This is a genomic window from Mycobacterium sp. SMC-8, assembly GCF_025263565.1.
Lineage (GTDB): Bacteria > Actinomycetota > Actinomycetes > Mycobacteriales > Mycobacteriaceae > Mycobacterium.
Genome location: NZ_CP079865.1, coordinates 4286834 through 4304349, shown reverse-complemented (window position 1 = coordinate 4304349; position 17516 = coordinate 4286834). Strand labels below are relative to the sequence as shown.

Here is a 17516-nt window from a genome sequence, read left to right as displayed (position 1 = left end):
CGCTAAATGTCGGTGGGTGGTTGTAGCGTCGGGTTTATGTTCGAAAGTGTGTTCGATGTCGATTTCGATGTTGATGAGGGGGCGTCGCAGGCCGAGTTGCGGGCGGTGGTCGAGCGGTGTGAAGCGCTGAAGTCGGCCGCGGCCGCCGCCCAGGCCCGCGCGACCGCGTTGTGGGCGGCCAAACGCCGCGCCGCCGAGGACGCCGCCGGGATCCGCGCCGATCGGCGCGGGAAAGGGTTGGCCTCCGAGATCGCGTTGGCCCGCCGTGATGCCCCGGTGTGCGGGGGCCGCCATCTCGGGTTCGCCCAGGCCCTGGTCGAGGAGATGCCCTACACGTTGGCCGCGCTGGCGTGCGGGGCGCTCTCGGAATGGCGGGCCACCCTGATCGTGCGGGAATCCGCCTGCCTGTCGGTGCAGCATCGCCGCCAACTCGATGAAGAACTGTGTGCCGATCCGTCGCGGTTGACGGGGTGGGGCAACAAGCGCGTGGAGGCCGAGGCCAAAAAGATCACCGCCCGCCTGGACGCCGCCGCGGTGGTGGCACGGATCAACAGCAGCGCCGCCGATTGTGCGGTGTCCTGCCGGCCCGCCCCCAACACCATGGTCTACGTCACGGTGCGGCTGCCGCTGGCCCAGGGCGTCGGGCTGTATGCGGCCTGCCGGCGGGCCGCCGACACCAGCGGTGACGGGCGCCCGCGCGGGCAGGTGATGGCCGAGACGATCTATGAACGCGTCACCGGGCATCCCGCTGCCGGGCCGGTGCCGATCGCACTGAATCTGGTGATGGCCGACACCACCCTGGCCGGTGATGACGACGAGCTGGGCTGGCTGGACGGGTACGGCCCGGTCCCGGCCGGGTTCTGCCGGGCCCTGACCGCCGATGCGGTTGCTGATGCCCAACCCAAAGCCACCCTGCGCCGGCTCTACCGCCATCCCGACAGTGGGCAGTTGGTGGCGATGGAATCGGCCGCCCGGATCTTCCCGAAAGGACTGGCGCAGCTGCTCGAGCGCCGCGACCGCACCTGCCGGACCCCGTACTGCAACGCCGTGATCCGCCACCACGACCACGCCACACCCGATCGAGCCGGCGGGCCGACCAGCGCACGCAACGGCCTCGGCATGTGCGAGGCCTGCAATTACGCCAAAGAAGCCCCCGGCTGGCAGGTCAACACCACCGACACCGACGGGGAGCACACCGCCGAATTCACCACCCCCACCGGGGCGATCTATCGCACCAGCGCACCCCAACTACCCGGCCCACCGGTCCGCCGCCGCCTCAGCCTCCTCGAAGGCAAACTCACCATCGACCTCATCACCTTCGACGCCGCCTGATCGTGTAAATCCCTAGGCGACACCGAGTTTCGCCGCGAGGTCCAGCACGGCCTCCGCTCGGGCGCGGGTGGGTCCCACGCTGCCGTCATACGGAGCGGTCGGCGCATCGAGGCGTTTCATGGTCGAACGGGCTTCGTCGATCTCCAATGCGGACGGACTGAGCAGTGCATTGATGGTCTTGGCATGACCGGCGTCCAGACAGAGCCGACCGGTCATCCCGGCAGCCTTCGCAACGTCGGTGTCGCGGGCGAGGTGCCGTGCCTGGTCACGCAGGGTGGGTCCGTCGATCGGGGCGGGCAGCCCTGCCGCCCGACTGGCGACAACCAACCGGACACGCGGATAAGCGAGCACCAGCGGGTCGCCGGACATCCCGGTGTCGCGCCGAAAGTCGCCGATTCCGAACGCGATTCGTGAACTGCGGCGTGCGATCCCGAGCGCCGACTCGATGCCGAGCGCGGATTCGATCAGAGCGACCAGCGGCACCCCGGCGGTCAACCGGGCAGCGGTGGCCGAGAGTTCGTCGGCCGATTCAGTCTTGGCGAGCATCACGCCGTCCAATCCGGGCGCCGATCCGACCGCAACGGCCTGCCGCCCGGAGCGCTTCTCGGCCGCCGGCAATCCGTCCTCAAGGTCGAGCACCACGACGTCTGCCGCGCCGGTCGTCTGATGTGCGACATCCGGCCCGCCCGGTTGCAGCAGCCACGTCCTGGCCAGAGACCAGTGCGGTCGGCGGACGCCCAAAGCGGAGGAAACCGTCATCCGATCACTGTCTGCCCGCGGCCGCCGCCGGGAAAGGTTGCGCACATTTTGTTCAGGCGCGGGCCGATCACAGCGACTGGGACAGCACCCGGCCGAACTGCAGCAGCCGCTGCATCTGCGCGAGCCCGCCATTGTCGACGGACTTCACGAAACGGAACGATTCGCAGTAGATGTCGGTCTCGGTGGCCGACTTCTGCCGCGACCTGGTAATCAGCTGCGTGTACAGCCGCAGCTTCACCTCTGCCAACCGTCGCGTGCCGTCGCCGAGCACCTCGTACTCGGTGGACAGCACCTGGTCGGTCAGCGTGGACAGCAGGATCGTGCGGACCGAGGACAGCAGGATGCGGCGCGGTTCGTCGCCGCTGTCGTGCGCGGCGGCATCGTCGTCGGCGCGCCACATGATGAGGCGGCGGCCGTCGGTGGCCAGCACCTCCTGCCAGAGCGCCTCACCCCACCTCTCCTCGGTGAAGCCTCGCGACATCACGAAAGACCTGATCGACGTCGGCTCGACGACGGACCGGATTTGATCCAGCGCCAAATCGGGGTCGCGCAGATACACCCGGGCCGCATCCTGCACGCTGGTGTACGGGGCCCAGTCCTGGGGCGCGCCCATCTACGTACCGCTACCGCCGTCGTGCCCGCCCTGCACCGCGGCCGCCGCGGCGCGGATCTGCGGTGTCACCAGCATCACCTGCCCGAGCACACCGTTGACAAAGCCGGGCGAGTCGTCGGTGGAGAGCTGCTTGGCCAGTTCCACCGCCTCGTCGACGGCCACCGGCTCCGGTACGTCCTCGGCATGCAGCAGTTCCCACACCGCCACCCGCAGGATGGCCCGGTCAACGGCCGGCAACCGGTCCAGCGTCCAGCCCTGCAGGTGCGACGAGATCAGGTCGTCGATGTGTGCGGCGTGCTCGGTGACCCCCCGGGCCACCGTGACGGTGTACGGGTTGAGCGGTGCGACGTCGTCGGTCTGCTTCTCGGCCAACGCATTTCGGGCCTCAGCAACCTCCGCTGCGGAGATGCCACGGGCCTCGGCCTCGAAGAGGAGATCGACGGCGCGTTTACGGGCCTGGTGCCGCCCCCGGTCGCCCCTTCGGTCAGGCATCCCGTCGCTCCGCTTCGCTCGCCCAGGTGTCAGGCATTGACCCTTCCCAGATAGCTACCGTCGCGCGAATCCACCTTGAGCTTGTCGCCGGTGTTGATGAACAACGGCACCTGGATCTCGGCGCCGGTCTCCAGCGTCGCCGGCTTGGTGCCGGCGCTGGACCGGTCGCCCTGCAGACCGGGCTCGGTGTGGGCGACCACGAGCTCGACCGTCACCGGCAGCTCCAAATACAGCGGCGTCCCGTCATGAAACGCGATCTGCACCGGCATGCTCTCCAGCAGGAATCCGGCAGCACGTCCGACCAGAGCCTCGGGCAGCGGGTGCTGCTCGTAGTCCTCGGAGTCCATGAACACGAAGTCCGAACCGTCGCGGTACAGGTAGGTGGCGTCGCGGCGGTCCACTGTCGCGGTCTCCACCTTGACCCCGGCGTTGTAGGTCTTGTCGACGACCTTGCCGGACACCACGTTCTTCAGCTTGGTGCGCACGAAGGCCGGGCCCTTACCCGGCTTGACATGCTGAAATTCGACGATCTGCCACAGCTGGCCGTCGATCTGAAGGACGAGCCCGTTCTTGAAGTCGGCGGTCGATGCCACGCGGTTGTACTCCTAGCTTTCTAGATGATCACCAGTTCCTTGGGGAACGTGGTGAGTAGTTCGGGGCGCTTGTTGACCACGAGCGTGTCCTCGATGCGGACACCGCCGCGGTCGGGCAGGTAGACGCCGGGCTCCACGGTCACCGCAGAGCCAGCAAGCAGTGTACCGGCGGCGGCGGCATTGATTCCCGGCGCTTCATGGATCTGCAGGCCCACCCCGTGGCCGAGGCCGTGACCGAAGTTCTCGCCATACCCGGCGTCGACGATGACCTGCCGCGATGCCGCGTCGACGTCCTTGAGGGCCACCCCAGGTTCCAACGCGTCCGTGCCGGCCCGCTGCGCGGCCGCGACGAGGTCGTAGACGTCGCGTTGCCAGTCCGCGACCGGTGCCAGCACGAAGGTGCGGGTCATGTCGGAGTGATAACCGGCCACCAGCGCACCGAAGTCGATCTTGACGAAATCCCCCGCGGCCAGCACCGCGTCGGTGGGCCGGTGATGCGGGACAGCTGAGTTCGCCCCGGTCGCGACGATGGTCTCGAACGACGCGCCGTCGGCGCCGTGCGAGAGCATCAGCGCCTCCAACTCGTTACGGACCTCCTTCTCGGTGCGGCCGGCGCGCAACCCGCCGCGGGCCAGCAGGTCGTGCAGCGCGGCGTCGGCCGCCTCGCATGCCAGCCGCAGCAGCGCGATCTCGCCGGCGTCCTTGACCTCCCGCAGACTCTCGACGGTGCCCGCCGCGCGGACGAACTCGCAGCCCTCCGCGGCCGCCTTGGTCAGTGCCGAGAACGCGTCGACGGTCACGACGTGACTCTCGAACCCGAGCCTGCGCACTCCCGCCGCGGCTGCCCGCGCCGCCAGATGAGGTCCGCAGGCCCGCTCGATGGCGACCTCGGCGTCGGGCGCCTGGTGCGCCGCCTGGGTTCGATACCGCCCGTCGGTGGCCAACACCGGCGTTTCGTCCTCGGCGAGCACCAGCAGGGCTGCATTGGAACCGGTGAAACCCGACAGGTAGCGCACGTTGACCAGGTCGGATACCAGCATGGCGTCCAGTCCGTCCTCGGCCAGGCGTCGACGCAGGCGGTCGCGGCGCTGAGAAATCGTCACAGCCGGTGACGCTACTCGCTAAGGTGAGGCCCCATGAGTAAGTGGTTGCTGCGCGGACTGGTGTTCGCGGCCCTGATGGTCATCGTCCGACTGCTGCAGGGTGCGTTGATCAACGCGTGGGAGACCAAGGCCGGTCTCATCAGCGCCGTCCTGGTCGCGGCGTACGCGATCGTGGTGCTGGTGTGGGGATACGCCGATGGCCGTAACGACGCCCGCAGGAATCCGGACCCGGACCGGCGTGCTGATCTGGCGATGACGTGGCTGCTGGCCGGTCTGTTCGCCGGTGTGGTCAGCGGCGCGGTGGCCTGGTTCATCGGGCTGTTCTACAAGACCCTGTACGTCGAGGGCCTGATCAACGAGCTGACCACATTCGCCGCGTTCACAGCGCTGCTGGTGTTCCTGTCGGCGATCATCGGGGTGTCGCTCGGTCGCTGGCTCGTCGACCGCAAGACACCCGACCAGCCCCGGCGCCGCGAAGGTGCCGATGACGACCGCGCCGACACCGACGTCTTCGCGGCGGTACGCGACGACCGCGACTACGAGACCCAGACGGCGGGCACCGAAACCGAGCAGCAGACCTCGCCGGTGGCGCTCGCCGAGGACGACTCCACCCGCCGCGAGCAGAACTAGCTGCGCGCCACCTCGGCGTACGCCGCGGCCAGCAGGGCCGGGTCGGGACCTTCCAGCCGTCCCGGCTTGCCCAGTCCGTCGAGCACCACGAACCGCAGCACACCGGCGCGGGTCTTCTTGTCGCCCAGCATCGACTCCATCAACTGCGGCAACGCGTCGGCGTCGTAGGTGACCGGCAGACCCAGCGAGGTCAGTATCGCGCGGTGCCGTTCGGCCGTGGCGTCGTCGAGCCGCCCGGCCAGCCGACCCAATTCGGCGGCGAACACCAGCCCAACCGACACGGCGGCGCCGTGGCGCCACTGGAAGCGCTCGCGACGCTCGATCGCGTGCGCGAGCGTGTGGCCGTAGTTCAGGATCTCGCGCAATTGCGATTCCTTCTCGTCGGCGGCCACCACCTCGGCCTTGACCACGACTGCCCGACGGATCAGCTCCGGCAGCACCGGTCCGGTCGGGTCGAGCGCCGCCTGCGGATCCGCCTCGATCAGGTCGAGGATCACCGGATCGGCGATGAATCCCGCCTTCACGATCTCGGCCATGCCGGCCACGATCTCGTTGCGGGGCAACGATTCCAGGGTGGCCAGGTCGATCAGCACAGCCGCCGGCTGGTGGAACGCGCCGACGAGGTTCTTGCCCGCGTCGGTGTTGATACCGGCCTTGCCACCCACGGCGGCATCGACCATGCCGAGCAACGTGGTCGGGATGTGCACGATGTCGATGCCGCGCAACCAGGTGGCCGCGGCGAAGCCGGCCACGTCGGTGGCCGCTCCCCCGCCCAGGCTCACGATCGCGTCCTTGCGGCCGACGCCGATCCTGCCGAGCACCTCCCAGATGAACCCGACGACGGGCAGTTCCTTGCCGCCCTCGGCATCCGGGAGCTCGATGCGGTGCGCGTCGATCCCCTTGTCGGCCAGGTGTGCCCGGACCACCTCGGCGGTCTGGGTGAGGGTGGGCTGATTCAGGATCGCCACCTTGTGCCGGCCGTCGAGGATCCGCTCCAGGTCGCCGAGCAGCCCGGTCCCGATGATCACCGGGTAGGGCGGGTCGGTCCGTACCTCGACCGTTACCGGCTCTGTCACTGATCGTCCTTTCGCGCGCACGGCGAACCCGTGCTCTTCTTGGCCGCGACCGCGGCGGGACTGGGCGGCGCCTGCGTCGACGGGGACGCCGTCAACGACAGCGGGGCCCGGCGCCACACCGACCGCCTGCGGCGCCGCTCCGGTTTGGCGTTCGGGTTCTCCAGCCGGGTGACGATGTGGCGCACCACGGCGCCCGGGTTGCGGTGGTTGGTGTTGACCCGCATGGTCGCGACCTGTCGGTACAGCGGAACCCGTTGCGCCATGAGCGCTTTGAACTTCTCGGCGCGATCGGGGCCGGCCAGCAGCGGACGGACGTTCGAGCCCCCGGTACGGCGCACGCCCTCGGCGGCGCTGATCTCCAGGTAGACCACGGTGTGACCGCGCAGCGCCTCACGGACGCCCGCGGTGGTCACAGCCCCGCCGCCCAGCGACAGCACCCCGTCGTGATCGGCCAGTGCGTCGCGGATCACCTTCTCCTCGATACGGCGGAACTCCGCCTCGCCGTCGGTGGCGAAGATGTCGGCGATGGTGCGGCCGGTGCTCTTCTCGATCGCGGCGTCGGTGTCGAGCAGCGGCACGTCCAACGCCTTGGCCAGCCGCCGCCCGATCGTGGACTTGCCCGAACCGGGCAAACCGACGAGCACCGCCTTCGGGGTCATCAGCCCGAGGCCCTTGCCCCGCCGGTCGACGGTTCGCGGGCCGCGACGGTGCGAAGGTAACTGTCGATGTTGGCCCTGGTCTCGGCCAGCGAGTCACCGCCGAACTTCTCCAGCGCGGCGCGGGCGAGCACCAGCGCGACCATCGTCTCGACGACGACACCTGCGGCCGGCACCGCGCACACATCGGAGCGCTGGTGGATCGCGACGGCCTCGTCTCCGGTCGTCATGTCGACGGTGGCCAGCGCCCGCGGCACGGTGGAGATCGGCTTCATCGCCGCCCTGACCCGCACCGGCAGCCCGTTCGTCATCCCGCCCTCGAGTCCGCCGGCCCGGTTGGTGGACCGCATCACGCCGTCGGGACCGGGATAGATCTCGTCGTGGGCGACGCTGCCGCGGCGACGGGCGGTCTCGAAGCCGTCACCGATCTCGACGCCCTTGATCGCCTGGATGCCCATCACCGCACCGGCGAGCTGGCTGTCGAGACGATTCTCGCCGCTGGTGAACGAGCCCAGGCCGACCGGCAGTCCGTGCGCCACCACCTCGACCACCCCGCCCAGGGTGTCGCCGTCGCGTTTGGCGGCCTCGATCTCCTCGATCATCAGCGCCTCGCTGGCCGGATCGAACGCACGCACCGGGCTGGCGTCCACCGCGGCCAGATCGGCGGCCTGCGGGGGCGGGCCGTCGTAGGGCTTCGACGCCCCGATCGAGATGACGTGCGAAACGATCTCGACACCGAGCGCCTGCTGCAGGAACGCGCGGGCGACGGTACCCGCGGCCACCCGGGCCGCGGTCTCACGTGCGCTGGCGCGTTCGAGCACCGGGCGGGCGTCGTCGAAGCCGTATTTGAGCATGCCCGCGTAGTCGGCATGGCCCGGACGCGGCCGGGTCAGCGGAGCGTTCCGCGCAGCGCTGTCGGCCAGCACCTCGGGGTCGACCGGGTCGGCGGCCATGACGGCCTCCCACTTCGGCCACTCCGTGTTGCCGATCTCGATGGCGATCGGACCGCCCAGCGTGACACCGTGACGCAGCCCGGCCAGCATGGTGACCTGATCCTGTTCGAACTTCATCCGGGCCCCGCGGCCGTAGCCGAGGCGGCGGCGGGCGAGCTGGCCCGAGATGTCCCCGGAAGTCACCTGGACGCCGGCGACCATACCTTCGACCATGGCCACCAGCGCGCGGCCGTGGGATTCACCTGCAGTCGTCCATCGCAACACGCGGCCCATTTTCGCATGACGGACCCTCAGTCCCGAAAACCGGCGAGGAAGCGGTCGATCTCATCCTCGGCCCGCGCCGGCGTCATATACCCGGGGTATGTAAAGCGACGGTCAGCACTGCCCCGGTGGCCAGGCACATCGATGGCCCGTGCGGCACCGTGGGCGCACTACCCGCCAGCCGCAGACACATCGCCGCCATCGCGGTCAGCAGTGACGCGCCGACGGCGGCCAGCACCCACACGTCGGCGCCGAACGCGCCGGTCAGTGCGCCCAGGCCGGCCGCGAGCTTGACGTCCCCGGCGCCCATGGCCGCAGGCGCGACCAGGTGCACGCCCGCGTAGACGCTGAACAGCGCGGCCGCACCGAGCGTCGCGGCCGCACCGTGTCCGGTCACCACCGCCGCCACCAGGATCACCGCGGCCCCCGGAACGGTCAGCAGGTTCGGCAAGCGGTGATATCGAAAGTCGAACGCGCTCAGCGCAATCAGCCAGACCGATACCGCCACCGCGGCGGCCGTCGACCACAACTCCCCCATCACCTCAGGCTAGGGCCGGGAAAGCGCCGCTCTCATCGCCTCTTTAGGAGCCGGCAGACCCGTGAACTGCTCCACCTGGGTGAAGGCCTGGTTCAGCAGCATCTCCAGTCCGCCGATGATCTGCCCGCCCGCGGCCTGCACGGCCGCCGCCAGCGGGGTGGGCCACGGGTCATAGATCGCGTCCAGCAGCACGGGTGCGGTCGCGAACGCTTCGGCGTACGGCGCGACCGCGTCGGCCGGCACCGTGTTCACCACCACCTCGACTCCGGGCACCGCGCCGCTGAGCAGGTGGCGGTCCAGGTCGACCCACTCGGCGCTCGCACCGCAGCGCTGCGCGAGTTCGACCAGCGCGGCGGCCTTCTCGGCGTTGCGCGCCACCACCGACACCGACCGGGCGCCCAGCGTCACGAGCCCGACGACCGCCGCGGGGGCGGTGCCGCCCGAGCCGATCACCATCGCGCGATCCGGGACGTCGACACCGGTCAGCGCGCCGACCACCCCGTCCACGTCGGTGTTGTCGGCACGCCAGCCGTCCGCGGTGCGCACCAGCGTGTTCGCCGAGCCGACGAGCCTGGCCCGGTCGGAAGCGTGATCGGCGAAGCGCAGCGCCGCGAACTTGCCGGGCATCGTCACCGACACCCCGACCCAGTCGGGGCCGAACCCGGCCACCAGAGCGGGCAGTTGCTCGCCCGTGCACTCGATGCGGTCGTAGGTCCAGTCTGTCAGGCCCAGCGCACGGTAGGCCGCCAGATGCAGCTGCGGGGAACGCGAATGCGCGATGGGCGACCCGAGCACGGCCGCACGTCGGGCACCGCTCACAACGTCACCTTGCCGAGTCGAGGACGCCGTTGCGCTGCGCGATCTCGATGTTGGCCAGGTGCTGCTCGTACTCACGGGTGAACAGCGTGGTGCCGCGCATGTCGACGGTTACGAAGTACAGCCAGTCCCCCGGCTCGGGCCGCTCGGCGGCCTGCAGCGCAGGTAGACCGGGCGAGCAGATCGGGGTGGCCGGCAGACCGGGCCGCACATAGGTGTTCCAGTCGGTGGCCTGGGCACGGTCGGCGTCGGTGGTGGCGACCTCGATGCGGTCCAGCGGATAGTTCACCGTGGAGTCGAACTCCAGTGTGCGGTTCACGTCGAGCCGGTTGTAGATCACCCGCGCCACCTTGGAGAAGTCCTCCGGGGTGGCCTCCCGCTGCACCAGCGAACCGACCGTCAGCACCTCATAGGGCGACAGGTTCGCCGCGGCGGCGGCGTCGAGAAGACCGCCCGCCTCGTACTGGGCGGTGCTCGCCGTGATCAGCGTCGCCAGGATGTCCTGCGGCTGCGCCGACGGATCGATGTTCCAGGAACCGGGCGCGATCAGGCCTTCCAGCCTGCGGTGATCCGAGCCGAGCGCGTCGACGACACGGGTCGCCCACTGCGGCACCCCGAGTTCGGTGGGGCCGGCGCCGCCGGCGACGTTCTTCAGTTCGTCGGCGGACACGCAGCGGCGGTCGCCGTCGAGGTTCACGCAGGACGCCTTGGCGATCAGCGTGAGGATGCCTTCGGTGACCGCGTTGGTCTTCACGTCGCGCACGTCGTCGAGCTGACGGCCCTCCGGGATCACCAGCTTGCCGACGCGGTTGCCCGGGTCGGCCAGCCGCGCCACGGCGTCGGCGGCCGGTATCTCGGTGCGCACCTTGTAGAACCCGGGCTGGATCGCCGAGATCGCCGCGTTCCCGTCGGCGGCCTCGACGAAGACCTTCACGTTGGCCACGACGTTGTTGTCATGCAGCGTCTGCCCGATCGCGGTGGTGGAGTCTCCGTCGTGCACCTCGATGACGACGTCGTTGACGCCGCCCCCGGCGAAGTCGTCGCCGGCGCCGCCGAACATCGAGTGCCACATCCGCGAGCCGAGGAACACTGCGGCGACCACGATGAGCACGAGCATCGTCAGCGCGGAGACGACGGCCACCCGCCGCCTGCGCTTGAGGCGCTCCTGACGGGCCCGTTCTCGCCGCGTCATCCGCTGCCGGGGCGGTCCCACCGCCAGCGGCTCGGCTCGATCACTCCGCCAGTCGTCAGTCATCCGAGACCTCTCCGTGTGCAGGCAACGCTGCCCGCCGCTGGTCCAGCCAGTTCTGAAGGATCCCCACCGCCGCGGCCTGATCGATCACCGATCGCTGGCCGCGGGCACGAACACCTGCCTCCCGCAGGGCACGCTGCGCCGTCACCGTTGTGAAACGCTCGTCGCTCAGCCGCACCGGGACCGGCACGACACGCCCGGCCAGCGCGTCGGCGACCGCCACGGCGTCCTGCGCCGAGGAACCGGCCCGGTCGGCCAGCGTGCGCGGCAGACCGACAACGACCTCGACGATCTGATACTCGTCGACCAGCGCCGCCAACCGGCGCAGATGCCGGGTGCCGCGCTTGTCGCGGGGAACGGTCTCGACGGGTGTGGCCAGGATCGCGTCCGGGTCGCTGACCGCGACCCCGATCCGGACCGTGCCGACGTCGATCCCGAGCCGACGCCCCCGCCCCGGATCCGCAGCAGTGCTCGGATCCCCCGGCCGGTCGGGCGTGCGGCTGGTCGAGTCGGTGTCGGGCACGGGGTCAGCTCCGGCCGATCTCCGCGCGAATCGCCGCCAGCGCCGCGTCGATGCCCGCCGCCCCCTTACCGGAGCCCTGGGCCAGTTCGGCCTTGCCGCCGCCGCGGCCGTCGACCACGCCCGCGATGACCTTGACCAGCTCGTCGGCGCGCAGCCCCTTGTCCTGGGCCGCGGGGTTGACCGCCACCACGAACGGCACCGTTTCGTTCTCCCCCTCGGCGATCAGCGTGATCACCGCGGCGTCGCCGCCCAGCTTGCCGCGGATGTCGCCGACCAGGGAGCGGAGGTCGCCGCCGGAGATCCCGCCGGCCATCCGCTGCGCCACCAGTTTCACGCCGCCGATCTGCTCGGCCCCGGCAGCGGCGTTGACCGCGGCCGAGCGCGCGTTGGCCAACCGCAGCCGGTCGAGCTCCTTCTCGGCGGCGCGCAGCCGCTCCACCAGCGTGGCGACGCGGTCGGGCACCTCCTCGGAGGGCACCTTCAGTGACGACGCCAGGCCGGCCATCAACGCGCGCTCCTTGGCGAGGTGACGGAACGAGTCCAGCCCCACATAGGCCTCCACCCGGCGCACCCCGGAACCGACCGAGGACTCACCGAGGATCGTCACCGGGCCGATCTGCGCCGAGCTGCGCACGTGGGTGCCGCCGCAGAGTTCCAGCGAGAACGGCCCGCCGATCTCGACCACACGCACCTCGTCGGGATAGTTCTCGCCGAAGAGCGCCATGGCACCCATCGACTTGGCCTTCTCCAGTTCGGTGGTGAAGCTGTGCACCTCGAAGTCGGCCTCGACCGCCTCGTTGGTGACTTCTTCGATTTGTGCGCTTTGCGCGTCCGTCAATGCGCCCTGCCAGTTGAAGTCGAACCGCAGGTATCCCGGCCGGTTCAGCGAACCGGCCTGAACGGCGTTGGGCCCCAACACCTGTCGCAGTGCGGCGTGCACCATATGGGTACCCGAATGGCCCTGTGTGGCGCCATGCCGCCAGCGCGGGTCGACCGCCGCGACGATCGTGTCGCCCTCGACGAACTCGCCGGACTCCACGTTCACGCGGTGCGCCCACAGCGTTTTGGCGATCTTCTGGACATCGGTGACGGCGGCCTTCGCCGTCTGCGAGGCGCCGGTGCCGGCGATGGCGCCCTCGTCGGCGATCTGTCCGCCGGATTCGGCGTAGAACGGGGTGCGGTCGAGGATCAGCTCGACTCGCTCCTGCGCGCCCTCGCGGCCGGTGTGCGTCACCACGGGCACCCGTTTGCCGTCCACGAAGATCCCGAGAACCCTTGCCTCGCTAGTCAATTCGTCGAAGCCGGTGAACTCGGTGGGGCCGGCGTCGACGAGTTCGCGGTAGGCCGACAGGTCGGTGTGCGCCTGCTTGCGCGCCGCCGCATCGGCTTTGGCCCGGGCCCGTTGCTCGGCCATCAGGCCGCGGAAACCCTCTTCGTCGACACTCAGGTCGGCCTCGGCGGCCATCTCCAAGGTGAGTTCGATCGGGAAGCCGTAGGTGTCGTGCAGGGTGAACGCGTCGCGCCCGGACAGCTTCCGGGCCCCCGATGCCTTCGTGGCGCGGGCCGCCTCGTCGAACAGCCTCGACCCGGACGCCAGCGTGCGGTTGAAGGCCGTCTCTTCGGCGACCGCGATGCGCTGGATGCGCTCGAAGTCCGTGGCCAGTTCCGGGTACGAGGGGCTCATCGCGTCGCGGACGGTGGCCATCAGCTCGGCCATGACCGGCTGCTCGACGCCGAGCAGCTTGGCGGCACGGATGATGCGGCGCAACAACCGGCGCAGCACGTAGCCGCGACCCTCGTTGCCCGGGCTGACGCCGTCGCCGATGATGATCGCGGCGGTGCGGCTGTGGTCGGCGATGATCCGGTAGCGGACGTCGTCGTCATGGACGCCCTGGCCGTATCCGCGCGGCGCCAGACCGGCGACCAGGTCGATGACCGGGCGCAGCAGGTCGGTCTCGTAGACGTTGTCCACGCCTTGGAGCAGGCACGCCACCCGCTCGATGCCCATGCCGGTGTCGATGTTCTGCCGCGGCAGCGGCCCGAGGATCTCGAAGTCCTCCTTCGAGGTGCCCTCACCGCGCTCGTTCTGCATGAACACGAGATTCCAGATCTCGATGTAGCGGTCCTCGTTGGCCTCGGGTCCGCCTTCGATGCCGTACTCGGGGCCACGGTCGTAGTAGATCTCCGATGACGGTCCGCACGGTCCGGGTATGCCCATCGACCAGTAGTTGTCGGCCATGCCGCGGCGCTGGATGCGTTCGGCAGGCAGGCCGGCCACCTCCTGCCAATACCCGACCGCCTCGTCGTCATCCAGATACACGGTGGCCCAGAGCCGTTCGGGGTCGAAGCCGTACCCACCCTGCTCGACCGGGTTGGTCAGCAGAGTCCAGGCGAACTCGATGGCGCCCTTCTTGAAGTAGTCGCCGAAGCTGAAATTCCCGGCCATCTGGAAGAAGGTGTTGTGCCGAGTGGTGACACCCACCTCGTCGATGTCCGGCGTTCTGATGCACTTCTGGATGCTGGTGGCGCGGTCCCACGGCGGAGTGCGCTGACCGAGGAAGTACGGCACGAACTGCACCATGCCGGCGTTGACGAACAACAGGTTCGGATCGTCGAGGATCACCGAAGCGCTGGGCACCTCGGTATGGCCCGCCTTCACGAAATGATCAAGGAACCGCTTCCTGATCTCGTGTGTCTGCACGTCCTGTTGTCCTTCGTTTAACCTGCGAATACTCGACCGCACCACAGTACCGGTCGCCCACAGGTGCGGGCCGTCAGCCCGACACGAAGCTCAGCCGGACCGAGCGGCTCGGATTGTCCCTGTTCAGGTCCACCAGCACGATGCTCTGCCAGGTGCCCAGCAACGGCCGGCCACCGGCCACCGGCACCGTCACAGACGGCGACACCAGCCCCGGCAACACGTGGTCGGCGCCATGGCCGGGTGACCCGTGCGCGTGCCGGTACCGGTCGTCGCGCGGCAGCAGGCGTTCCAGCGCGTCGAGCAGGTCCGCATCCGATCCGGAGCCGGTCTCGATGAGCGCAAGGCCGGCCGTCGCGTGCGGGACGAACACGTTGCACAGCCCGTCCTGGCGGCCCGCACAGAAGGTCCGCACCTCCGAGGTGAGGTCGACGATGCGGCGGCGAGAGGTGTCGACGTCGAGCAGTTCGGTGTCCACCTGTCGAGGGTACGGGCCGGGCACCCGATTGACGTGCGCGTTTATTGACCGGCCGGTGGGGTATGCCTGCGCCAGCCTGACATTCGCTTCTGGAGGAAGACATGACCATCACCGGCATCATCAGCGCCATCCTCATCGGCATCGTCGTCGGCGTGCTCGGTCGGCTCGTACTGCCCGGCAAGCAGCCCATCGGCATGCTTGTCACCATCCTGGTCGGCATCGTATCGGCCCTCATCGGCACCGCGGTCGCCCGCGCCATCGGGATTCCGACGGCCACCAGCGGTGTCGACTGGCTCGAACTGCTCGTCCAGGTCGTCGTCGCAGCTCTGGGTGTGGCGCTGGTCGCCGCGCTCATGGGCCGCCGTCGCACCGGCATCACCGGTGGCCGCCGCTCGGGGATGATGCGGTAGACGGACCCCAACACCCCCCTTGGTGATCCCGGCTGGGCCCCCGACCAGCCGGGATCACCTCATCTGGGGGGGCGGTCAGTGTCGACGGCGGATGATCGCCCGCAGCTTCTCCACCCGGGTCGAGATCTCCCTTTCCACTCCACGGTTCGTGGGCCGGTAATAGTCGACCCCGATCAGCTCGTCAGGCGGATACTGCTGCGGCACAACCCCGTCGGGACTGTCATGGGCGTACTTGTAGCCGACCGCGTTACCCAGCTTCTGAGCGCCCGAGTAGTGACCGTCGCGCAGGTGCGCCGGAACCAGTCCGGCCTTACCCGCGCGGATGTCGGCCATCGCGGCGCCGAGCGCGGTGGTGACGGCGTTGGATTTGGGTGCGGTCGCCAAATACACCGTCGCGTGGGCCAGCGTCAGCTGCGCCTCCGGCATACCGATCAGCTGGACGGTCTGCGCCGCCGCGACCGCGATCTGCAACGCGGTCGGATCGGCCATTCCGATGTCCTCGCTGGCAAGGATCATCAGCCGGCGCGCGACGAAACGCGGGTCCTCGCCGGCCACCAGCATCCGGGCCAGGTAGTGCAGGGCGGCGTCGACGTCGGAGCCGCGGACGGACTTGATGAACGCGCTGACGACGTCGTAGTGCTGATCGCCGTCCCGGTCGTAGCGCACGGCCGCCTTGTCCAGGGACTGCTCGATGACCTCGACCGTCACAGTTCCCTGGCCGGCCGCGGACGTCTCGGCCGCCACCTCCAGCGCGGTCAGCGCCCGCCGGGCGTCGCCGGCTGCGAGCCGGACCAGCTGCTCGACGGCCTCGTCGGTGACCTTCACCTTTCCGTCCAGCCCGCGCGAATCCTCGATGGCCCGCCGGATCACCGTGTCGATGTCGGCCGGCGTCAGTGGCTGCAACTGCAGGATCAGCGAACGGCTCAGCAGCGGCGCGACGACGGAGAACGACGGGTTCTCCGTGGTCGCCGCGACGAGCAGCACCACCCGGTTCTCGACCGCGGCCAGCAGCGCGTCCTGCTGGGTCTTGGAGAACCGATGCACCTCGTCGATGAACAGCACGGTCGGCTGCCCCCGGAGAAGCGCGACGCGGGCCTCCTCGATCACCGCGCGCACCTCTTTGACACCGGCGGCCAGCGCCGACAACGCCTCGAACCGGCGGCCCGTGGCCTGCGAGATCATCGACGCCAGCGTGGTCTTCCCGGTCCCCGGCGGCCCGTACAGGATCACCGACGCGGCGCCGGAGCCCTCGATCAGGCGGCGCAGCGGCGAGTTCGGTGTGAGCAGATGCCCCTGCCCGACGACCTCGTCGAGCGAGGTCGGACGCATCCGCACGGCCAGGGGCGTCGAGGCTCCCGCGGCCGCCGGGCGCGCGGCAGGCGCCTCGCCGGGGTCGTCGAACAAGCTGTCGGACACGCTCCCTGCTTACACGGGGGCGGTGACGAAGTCGATGAGCTCCTCGACACGGCCGATCAGCTCGGGCTCGAGGTCGGTCCAGTCCCGCACCCGGGCCCGGATCTTCTGCCAGGCCGCGGCGATGTCCGCCTGGTCGCGGTGCTTCCAGCCGAGCGCGGCGCACACGCCGTGTTTCCAGTCCTGGCCTCTCGGGATCACCGGCCACTCGGCGATCCCGAGCCGGACAGGTTTGACCGCCTGCCAGATGTCGATGAACGGGTGCCCGACCACCAGGGTGTGCTCACCGCCGGGGCCGCGCCGCACCGCTTCGGCGATGCGGGCCTCCTTCGTGCCGGTCACCAGGTGGTCGACCAGCACGCCGAGGCGGCGTCCCGGTCCCGGGCGGAATTCGGCGACGATCGCGGCGAGATCGTCCACGCCGCCGAGGTACTCGACGACCACCCCCTCGATCCGCAGATCTTCGCCCCACACCTGCTCGACGAGCTCGGCGTCATGGCGGCCCTCGACGTAGATACGGCTGGCCAGCGCGACCTTCGCGCGGGCCCCTTTGACCGCGACGGAGCCGGACGCGGTGCGCGTCGGGGCGGCCGGCACCGCTTTCTTCGGCGGGGTCAGGATCACGGGCTCACCGTCGATCAGATAACCGGGACCGACCGGAAACGGTTTGGTACGGCCGTTGCGGTCTTCGAGCACCATCCGGCCGTATTCGACGCGCAGCACCGCACCGACGAAGCCGGTCTGGGCGTCCTCGACGACCATGCCGATCTCGATCGGCTGCTCCCGCGAGCGCGGCTTGCGGGCCTGGTGCGGGTTGTTGGACAGGATGTCGGCGCCATAGCGATCAGCCACCGGCTGATCGTAGGGACAGCGCGGCCGGACTCGGGCCAACGCGGCCCCGTGTGTTGCTCACCTTCCGG

The 17516-nt window shown here is 69.7% G+C and carries 18 protein-coding genes and 1 pseudogene; 3 read left to right on the top strand and 16 right to left on the bottom strand.

What is annotated here, in order from left to right:
* Positions 1-36 precede the first annotated feature (36 nt).
* A complete protein-coding gene (locus KXD97_RS20910) occupies positions 37-1332 on the top strand; it encodes an HNH endonuclease signature motif containing protein (protein ID WP_260752083.1) in 1296 nt (431 codons plus the stop codon).
* A 12-nt stretch (positions 1333-1344) separates the two neighbouring features.
* Here KXD97_RS20910 and KXD97_RS20905 read toward each other — a convergent pair whose 3' ends face one another.
* The 5 genes from KXD97_RS20905 to KXD97_RS20885 all read right to left on the bottom strand — a co-directional run bounded on the left by KXD97_RS20905 (position 1345) and on the right by KXD97_RS20885 (position 4892).
* Positions 1345-2091 (bottom strand): CoA ester lyase, encoded by a 747-nt coding sequence (locus tag KXD97_RS20905; protein ID WP_260752082.1) that lies wholly within the window; start codon positions 2089-2091, stop codon positions 1345-1347.
* A 67-nt stretch (positions 2092-2158) separates the two neighbouring features.
* Complete coding sequence (locus KXD97_RS20900) at positions 2159-2704, bottom strand: hypothetical protein (protein WP_260752081.1); 546 nt, start codon at positions 2702-2704, stop codon at positions 2159-2161.
* On the bottom strand, positions 2705-3196 hold the full coding sequence (gene nusB / locus KXD97_RS20895) for a transcription antitermination factor NusB (protein WP_260752080.1): 492 nt from the start codon (positions 3194-3196) through the stop codon (positions 2705-2707).
* A 29-nt stretch (positions 3197-3225) separates the two neighbouring features.
* Positions 3226-3789, bottom strand: a complete 564-nt coding sequence (gene efp, locus KXD97_RS20890; RefSeq protein WP_260752079.1) for an elongation factor P — start codon at positions 3787-3789, stop codon at positions 3226-3228.
* Positions 3790-3809: 20 nt separating this feature from the next.
* A complete protein-coding gene (locus tag KXD97_RS20885) occupies positions 3810-4892 on the bottom strand; it encodes a Xaa-Pro peptidase family protein (protein ID WP_260752077.1) in 1083 nt (360 codons plus the stop codon).
* Between the two features lie 33 nt (positions 4893-4925).
* On the opposite strand from KXD97_RS20885, the gene KXD97_RS20880 reads away from it, so the two are divergent.
* Complete coding sequence (locus KXD97_RS20880; protein ID WP_260752076.1) at positions 4926-5522, top strand: B-4DMT family transporter; 597 nt, start codon at positions 4926-4928, stop codon at positions 5520-5522.
* Here the strand turns inward: KXD97_RS20880 and aroB are convergent.
* The 9 genes and pseudogenes from aroB to KXD97_RS20835 all read right to left on the bottom strand — a co-directional run bounded on the left by aroB (position 5519) and on the right by KXD97_RS20835 (position 14761).
* On the bottom strand, positions 5519-6598 hold the full coding sequence (gene aroB, locus KXD97_RS20875) for a 3-dehydroquinate synthase (protein ID WP_260752075.1): 1080 nt from the start codon (positions 6596-6598) through the stop codon (positions 5519-5521). The two genes, KXD97_RS20880 and aroB, sit on opposite strands and share 4 nt — an antisense overlap.
* A 149-nt stretch (positions 6599-6747) precedes the next feature.
* Positions 6748-7257: pseudogene (locus KXD97_RS20870) on the bottom strand (shikimate kinase); the annotation flags it as partial.
* Entirely contained in the window at positions 7257-8471 is a 1215-nt protein-coding gene (gene aroC / locus KXD97_RS20865) for a chorismate synthase (RefSeq protein WP_260752074.1), read from the bottom strand. The gene aroC and the pseudogene KXD97_RS20870, both read right to left, overlap by 1 nt.
* An 82-nt stretch (positions 8472-8553) precedes the next feature.
* Positions 8554-9006, bottom strand: coding sequence for an A24 family peptidase (locus KXD97_RS20860; protein ID WP_260752073.1), 453 nt, complete (start codon positions 9004-9006; stop codon positions 8554-8556).
* Between the two features lie 9 nt (positions 9007-9015).
* Positions 9016-9825 carry a shikimate dehydrogenase gene (locus KXD97_RS20855; RefSeq protein WP_260752072.1) on the bottom strand — a complete coding sequence of 270 codons (810 nt, stop codon included), beginning with the start codon at positions 9823-9825 and terminating at the stop codon, positions 9016-9018.
* A gap of 4 nt (positions 9826-9829) precedes the next feature.
* A complete protein-coding gene (gene mltG, locus KXD97_RS20850) occupies positions 9830-11077 on the bottom strand; it encodes an endolytic transglycosylase MltG (RefSeq protein WP_260752070.1) in 1248 nt (415 codons plus the stop codon).
* A complete protein-coding gene (ruvX, locus tag KXD97_RS20845; RefSeq protein WP_260752069.1) occupies positions 11070-11597 on the bottom strand; it encodes a Holliday junction resolvase RuvX in 528 nt (175 codons plus the stop codon). The genes mltG and ruvX overlap by 8 nt, the downstream gene beginning before the upstream one ends.
* 4 nt (positions 11598-11601) lie before the next feature.
* Positions 11602-14298, bottom strand: a complete 2697-nt coding sequence (gene alaS, locus KXD97_RS20840; RefSeq protein ID WP_260752068.1) for an alanine--tRNA ligase — start codon at positions 14296-14298, stop codon at positions 11602-11604.
* A 73-nt stretch (positions 14299-14371) separates the two neighbouring features.
* Positions 14372-14761, bottom strand: a complete 390-nt coding sequence (locus KXD97_RS20835) for a secondary thiamine-phosphate synthase enzyme YjbQ (RefSeq protein WP_260758088.1) — start codon at positions 14759-14761, stop codon at positions 14372-14374.
* 113 nt (positions 14762-14874) lie between these two features.
* Between KXD97_RS20835 and KXD97_RS20830 the strand changes: the two genes are divergently transcribed.
* On the top strand, positions 14875-15183 hold the full coding sequence (locus KXD97_RS20830) for a GlsB/YeaQ/YmgE family stress response membrane protein (RefSeq protein WP_260752067.1): 309 nt from the start codon (positions 14875-14877) through the stop codon (positions 15181-15183).
* Positions 15184-15258: 75 nt separating this feature from the next.
* Here KXD97_RS20830 and KXD97_RS20825 read toward each other — a convergent pair whose 3' ends face one another.
* Together KXD97_RS20825 and KXD97_RS20820 are read right to left on the bottom strand one after the other, a co-directional pair.
* Positions 15259-16599 carry a replication-associated recombination protein A gene (locus KXD97_RS20825; RefSeq protein ID WP_396884536.1) on the bottom strand — a complete coding sequence of 447 codons (1341 nt, stop codon included), beginning with the start codon at positions 16597-16599 and terminating at the stop codon, positions 15259-15261.
* Between the two features lie 9 nt (positions 16600-16608).
* On the bottom strand, positions 16609-17448 hold the full coding sequence (locus KXD97_RS20820; RefSeq protein WP_260752066.1) for a DUF3097 domain-containing protein: 840 nt from the start codon (positions 17446-17448) through the stop codon (positions 16609-16611).
* Positions 17449-17516: the final 68 nt, after the last annotated feature.

Bases quoted from the DNA above. Each gene is read 5' to 3' on its own strand.
- KXD97_RS20910 (WP_260752083.1), top strand. From the start codon at position 37: ATGTTCGAAAGTGTGTTCGATGTCGATTTCGATGTTGATGAGGGGGCG.
- KXD97_RS20900 (WP_260752081.1), bottom strand. From the start codon at position 2,704: ATGGGCGCGCCCCAGGACTGGGCCCCGTACACCAGCGTGCAGGATGCG.
- mltG (WP_260752070.1), bottom strand. From the start codon at position 11,077: ATGACTGACGACTGGCGGAGTGATCGAGCCGAGCCGCTGGCGGTGGGA.
- KXD97_RS20830 (WP_260752067.1), top strand. From the start codon at position 14,875: ATGACCATCACCGGCATCATCAGCGCCATCCTCATCGGCATCGTCGTC.
- KXD97_RS20860 (WP_260752073.1), bottom strand. From the start codon at position 9,006: ATGGGGGAGTTGTGGTCGACGGCCGCCGCGGTGGCGGTATCGGTCTGG.
- nusB (WP_260752080.1), bottom strand. From the start codon at position 3,196: ATGCCTGACCGAAGGGGCGACCGGGGGCGGCACCAGGCCCGTAAACGC.
- KXD97_RS20905 (WP_260752082.1), bottom strand. From the start codon at position 2,091: ATGACGGTTTCCTCCGCTTTGGGCGTCCGCCGACCGCACTGGTCTCTG.
- KXD97_RS20880 (WP_260752076.1), top strand. From the start codon at position 4,926: ATGAGTAAGTGGTTGCTGCGCGGACTGGTGTTCGCGGCCCTGATGGTC.